This window comes from Streptomyces sp. NPDC007346, assembly GCF_040703535.1.
Classification (GTDB): domain Bacteria; phylum Actinomycetota; class Actinomycetes; order Streptomycetales; family Streptomycetaceae; genus Streptomyces.
Map to the genome: position 1 here is coordinate 1 of NZ_JBEYKR010000257.1, position 5,041 is coordinate 5,041.

A 5,041-nucleotide genomic window follows, 5' to 3' on the forward strand; every position below is an offset into this window, starting at 1 on the left:
GGAACACTCCGCCGGGGCCCCGGGCCGTCGCCGTGGGGACGGCGAGCCCTGCCCGCTCAGGTCTTGACGGGAGGCACCCCCGAACGGTCAGCTTAGAGTTCACATGTTGGAGGAAGCCGGGGTGTCATCGCTGCTGCCCCGGCCGGGGCGGCCCTCAGGGCCGCCCGCCAAGGGCAGGAGTGGATGAGTCGATGGAGACTCCCGGGTCGCAGACATCGCTGCACAGGGCCAATCTGGAGCGGGTCGTACGCGCCGTACGGATGGCGGGGTCGCTCACCCAGGCGGAGATCGCCCGGAGCACCGGGCTCTCCGCAGCCACGGTCTCCAATATCGTCCGGGAGCTGAAGGACGGCGGGACGGTCGAGGTGACGCCCACCTCGGCGGGCGGCCGCCGGGCGCGCAGCGTCTCGCTCAGCGGTGACGCGGGCATCGTCATCGGCGTCGACTTCGGCCATACGCACCTGCGGGTCGCCGTCGGCAACCTGGCCCACCAGGTGCTGGCCGAGGAGGCCGAGCCGCTGGACGTCGACGCCTCGTCCGCGGAGGGGTTCGACCGGGCCGAAGTGCTGGTCAAGCGGTTGATCGAGGCGTCCGGCATCGGCCCGGACAAGGTGATCGGCGTCGGCCTGGGCGTGCCGGGTCCCATCGACGTCGAGTCCGGAACGCTGGGCTCCACCTCGATCCTGCCGGGCTGGACGGGCATCAACCCCAGCGAGGAGCTCTCCGGCCGCCTCGGCGTCCCGGTCTACGTCGACAACGACGCCAACCTCGGGGCCCTGGGCGAGCTGGTCTGGGGCAGCGGGCGGGGCGTCAAGGACCTCGCGTACATCAAGGTCGCCAGCGGGGTCGGCGCCGGCCTGGTGATCGACGGGACCATCTACCGGGGCCCCGGCGGCACGGCCGGCGAGATCGGCCACATCACGCTCGACGAGTCGGGCCCGGTCTGCCGCTGCGGCAACCGCGGCTGCCTGGAGACCTTCACCGCCGCGCGCTACGTCCTGCCCCTGCTCCAGCCGAGCCACGGCCCCGGACTCACCATGGAGCGGGTGGTCCAGCTGGCCCGCGAGGGTGATCCGGGGTGCCGCCGGGTCATCGGTGACGTGGGCCGCCACATAGGCAGCGGTGTCGCCAACCTGTGCAACCTGCTCAACCCCAGCCGGGTCGTGCTCGGCGGCTCGCTGGCGGAGGCCGGGGAGCTGGTTCTGGGGCCCATACGGGACTCCGTGTCGCGTTACGCGATCCCCAGCGCCGCCCGGCAGCTCTCGGTGCTCCCCGGGGCGCTGGGCGGGCGAGCCGAGGTGCTGGGCGCCCTGGCCCTGGTGCTGAGCGAGATGGGGGATTCAACCCTTTTGGAGAGCACCCTCCCCGCAGCGACTCCTGCCTTCACTTAGATAACGAATGGCACCGTTGTCATCTCGTTAAGGATTTACTCCTTGACGCTGGCGCTGCGGCCGAGTTGACTTCCAGCCACCTCGGCCGCAACGTCGCGGCCTCGTCAGGGAGGTTCGAGAATGAACACGCGTATGCGTCGTGCCGCCGTTGCCGTTGCCGCCACCACGATGGCGATCTCGCTGGCCGCTTGCGGGAGCGCCAAGGAGTCCGGCGACAAGGCCGAACAGGGCTCGGAGAAGAAGGGCGACGACCTGAAGATAGGTCTGCTCCTCCCCGAGAACCAGACGGCCCGTTATGAGAAGTTCGACCGTCCGATCATCGAGAAGAAGATCGCCGAACTCACGGACGGCAAGGCGAAGGTCATCTACGCCAACGCCAAGCAGGACGCGCCCACCCAGGCGCAGCAGATCGACACCATGATCACCAACAAGGTCGACGCGCTCATCGTCGGCGCGGTGGACGCCAAGGCGATCGAGAACAGCGTCAAGAAGGCCAAGGCCGAGGGCATCCCGGTCGTCGCCTTCGACCGTCTCGCCGAGGGCCCCATCGACGCGTACACCTCCTTCGACAACGAAGAGGTCGGCCGCGCACAGGGCACCGCACTGCTGGAGGCCCTGGGCGACAAGGCCGACGGCGGCACGATCGTGATGATGAACGGCGCGATCACCGACCCGAACGCCGCCCTCTTCAAGAAGGGCGCCAAGTCCGTCCTCGACGGCAAGGTGAAGTACGGCAAGGAGTACGACACCAAGGAGTGGAAGCCGGAGAACGCCAACGCCAACATGGAAGCGGCGATCACCGCGCTCGGCAAGGACAAGATCGACGGCGTCTACTCCGCCAACGACGGCATGGCGGGCGGCATCATCACCGCCCTGAAGGCCGCCGGTCTGGCGAAGCTCCCCCCGGTCACCGGCCAGGACGCCGAACTGGCGGGTGTGCAGCGCATCGTCACCGGTGAGCAGTTCATGAGCGTCTACAAGTCCTACCCGGCCGAGGGTGTCGTCGCCGCCGAGATGGCCGTCGCGCTCGCCAAGGGCGAGAAGCTCGACTCGATCGCCACCTCGAAGGTCGACAACGCCAGCCAGAAGGACATCCCGACGGTGCTCGTCCCGGTCGTCTCGCTGACCCAGGACAACATCAACGACACCGTCATCAAGGACGGCATCTACACGCTCGACGAGATCTGCTCGGGCAAGTACAAGGCCTCCTGCGACAAGATCGGTCTGAAGTAGGCGTCAGGGGGCCCCGGGACCGGCCGCCCCTGCTGCCGGCCCCGCCCCCGCCGTACGCCCACCGCGTCCTCGCGAAGGCCCCACGGCATCACCGCCCGCGCACGCGCCCGCCGCACAGCGGTCCGCACGCGCCACGAAGCCTGTCCGGTGCCCCGCCCACCAACCGTCCCGCTGCCGGGCGGGGTGCCGGATGGAACGCTTCCCCTTTTTCTGTTCTTCTGCTCGACCGCCGCGCCTTCCCCCGGGCGCGGCATCCCCGCCGGTCAGGCGGCGAAGGAGATGGTTCACGTGACCGCTACGCCCGTGTTGGCGTTGCGAGGGGTCTCCAAGCGATTCGGTGCCGTCCAGGTACTCACCGATGTAGAGCTTGAGGTCCACGCCGGCGAGGTGGTCGCCCTGGTGGGCGACAACGGCGCCGGAAAATCAACATTGGTCAAGACGATCGCCGGAGTGCACCCCATCGATGAGGGAGTCATCGAGTGGGAGGGCCGGGCCGTGCAGATCGACAAGCCGCAGGACGCCCAGAACCTCGGCGTCGCGACCGTCTACCAGGACCTCGCGCTCTGCGACAACATCGACGTCGTCGGCAACCTCTACCTGGGCCGGGAGCTGCGCAGGTTCGGCATCCTGGACGAGGTGGAGATGGAGCGCCGCTCCCGCGAGCTGCTGTCCACGCTCTCCATCCGCATCCCGAGCGTCCGCATCCCGATCGCCTCGCTCTCCGGAGGCCAGCGCCAGACCGTGGCCATCGCCCGGTCGATGCTCGGTGAGCCCAAGCTCGTCATCCTCGACGAGCCGACCGCCGCCCTCGGCGTCGAGCAGACCGCCCAGGTCCTGGACCTCGTCGAGCGGCTGCGCGAGCGCGGTCACGCGGTCATCCTCATCAGCCACAACATGGCCGATGTGAAGGCCGTCGCCGACAAGGTCGCCGTACTCCGGCTGGGCCGGAACAACGGTGTCTTCGATGTGAAGACCACCTCCCAGGAAGAGATCATCTCCGCCATCACGGGCGCCACGGACAACGCCGTGACCCGACGTGCGGCGCGCAACGCGGAGGTTTCCAAGTGACCACCGACAAGTCCGCGACCCCGCTGGACAAGACCGAGGCCCCGGCGGACGCGCCGGTCGGCAACCCGGACGCGGCCCAGGGCGCCGCCACGGTCGTCGACCCCCGCCTGCTCATCCGCGAGCAGGGTTTCGCCGGCTACGTCACCGAGTTCAAGCGCAAGATCAGCGGCGGCGACCTGGGTTCGATCCCGGTGATCGTCGGCCTCGCGATCATCGCCATCGTCTTCCAGAGCATGAACTCCGAGTTCCTCTCCGCGAAGAACATCAGCGACATCGCCACCAGCATGGTCGCCACCGGCATGATGGCCGTGGGCATCATCTTCGTCCTGCTGCTCGGTGAGATCGACCTCTCGGTCGGCTCGGTCAGCGGTGTCTCCGGCGCCCTCATCGCGGTGCTCAGCGTCACCCAGGGAATGAACGAATGGCTGGCGATCCTCGTCGCCGTCGTCAGCGGCGCGGCGATGGGCGCGATCCACGGCTTCTTCTTCGCCCGGATCGGCGCACCGGCCTTCGCCGTCACCCTGGCGGGCCTGCTGTTCTGGCTCGGCTTCATGCTCCAGCTGCTCGGCGACTCCGGCACCATCAACCTGGACGGCGACGGGGTGGTCGGCAAGCTGACCACGTACTACTTCACCGATGTCGCCGCCGCCTACGGGCTCGCCGCCATCGCGGTCATCGGCTACTTCGCCGCCGCCTTCCTGGACACCCGCCGCCGCGAGGCCGCGGGCATCCCGTCCCGGCCGATCGCCGACATCGCGGTGCGCACCGGCGTCCTCGCGGTGTTCGCGTTCGCCGCCGCGTACATGTTCAACCAGTACCGCGGCCTGCCGCTCGCCCTGGTCCTCTTCCTGATCGTCCTGGTCGGCACGGACTTCCTGCTGCGCCGCACGGCGTACGGCCGGAAGATCTTCGCGCTCGGCGGCAGCGTCGAGGCCTCCCGGCGCGCCGGTATCAACGTCACCGCGATCCGGATCTCCGTCTTCTCCATCGCCGGTACGTTCGCGGCGATCGGCGGCCTGTTCTGGGCCTCCAAGATCGCGGCGGCCAACCAGGGCTCCGGCACCGGCGACCTGCTGATGAACGTCATCGCGGCGGCCGTCATCGGCGGCACCAGCCTCTTCGGCGGACGCGGCCGCACCTGGAACGCGCTGCTCGGTGTCATGGTGATCGTCTCCATCCAGTACGGCCTGTCGCTGGAAGGCATCGCCACCCCGATCCAGTACATGGTCACGGGCGCCGTGCTCCTCGCCACGGTCGTCATCGACTCCATCACCCGTAAGACCCAGAAGACCGCGGGCCGCGCCTGACCGCGGAACCGCGCAGGTGCCCGGTGCCCCACGGGGGTACCG

Annotated in this window: 4 protein-coding genes; all 4 read left to right on the plus strand. The window is 69.1% G+C overall.

Annotated features, from left to right (window positions below; translation table 11 throughout):
• Positions 1-191 precede the first annotated feature (191 nt).
• The 4 genes from AB0917_RS33590 to AB0917_RS33605 all read left to right on the plus strand — a co-directional run bounded on the left by AB0917_RS33590 (position 192) and on the right by AB0917_RS33605 (position 4,999).
• Complete coding sequence (locus AB0917_RS33590) at positions 192-1,391, plus strand: ROK family transcriptional regulator (RefSeq protein WP_366823499.1); 1,200 nt, start codon at positions 192-194, stop codon at positions 1,389-1,391.
• A gap of 120 nt (positions 1,392-1,511) precedes the next feature.
• A complete protein-coding gene (locus AB0917_RS33595) occupies positions 1,512-2,624 on the plus strand; it encodes a sugar ABC transporter substrate-binding protein (protein ID WP_366823500.1) in 1,113 nt (370 codons plus the stop codon).
• 279 nt (positions 2,625-2,903) lie between these two features.
• Entirely contained in the window at positions 2,904-3,692 is a 789-nt protein-coding gene (locus AB0917_RS33600; RefSeq protein ID WP_366823501.1) for an ATP-binding cassette domain-containing protein, read from the plus strand.
• Positions 3,689-4,999 carry a sugar ABC transporter permease gene (locus AB0917_RS33605; protein WP_366823502.1) on the plus strand — a complete coding sequence of 437 codons (1,311 nt, stop codon included), beginning with the start codon at positions 3,689-3,691 and terminating at the stop codon, positions 4,997-4,999. Before AB0917_RS33600 ends, AB0917_RS33605 begins: the two co-directional genes overlap by 4 nt.
• Positions 5,000-5,041 lie beyond the last annotated feature (42 nt).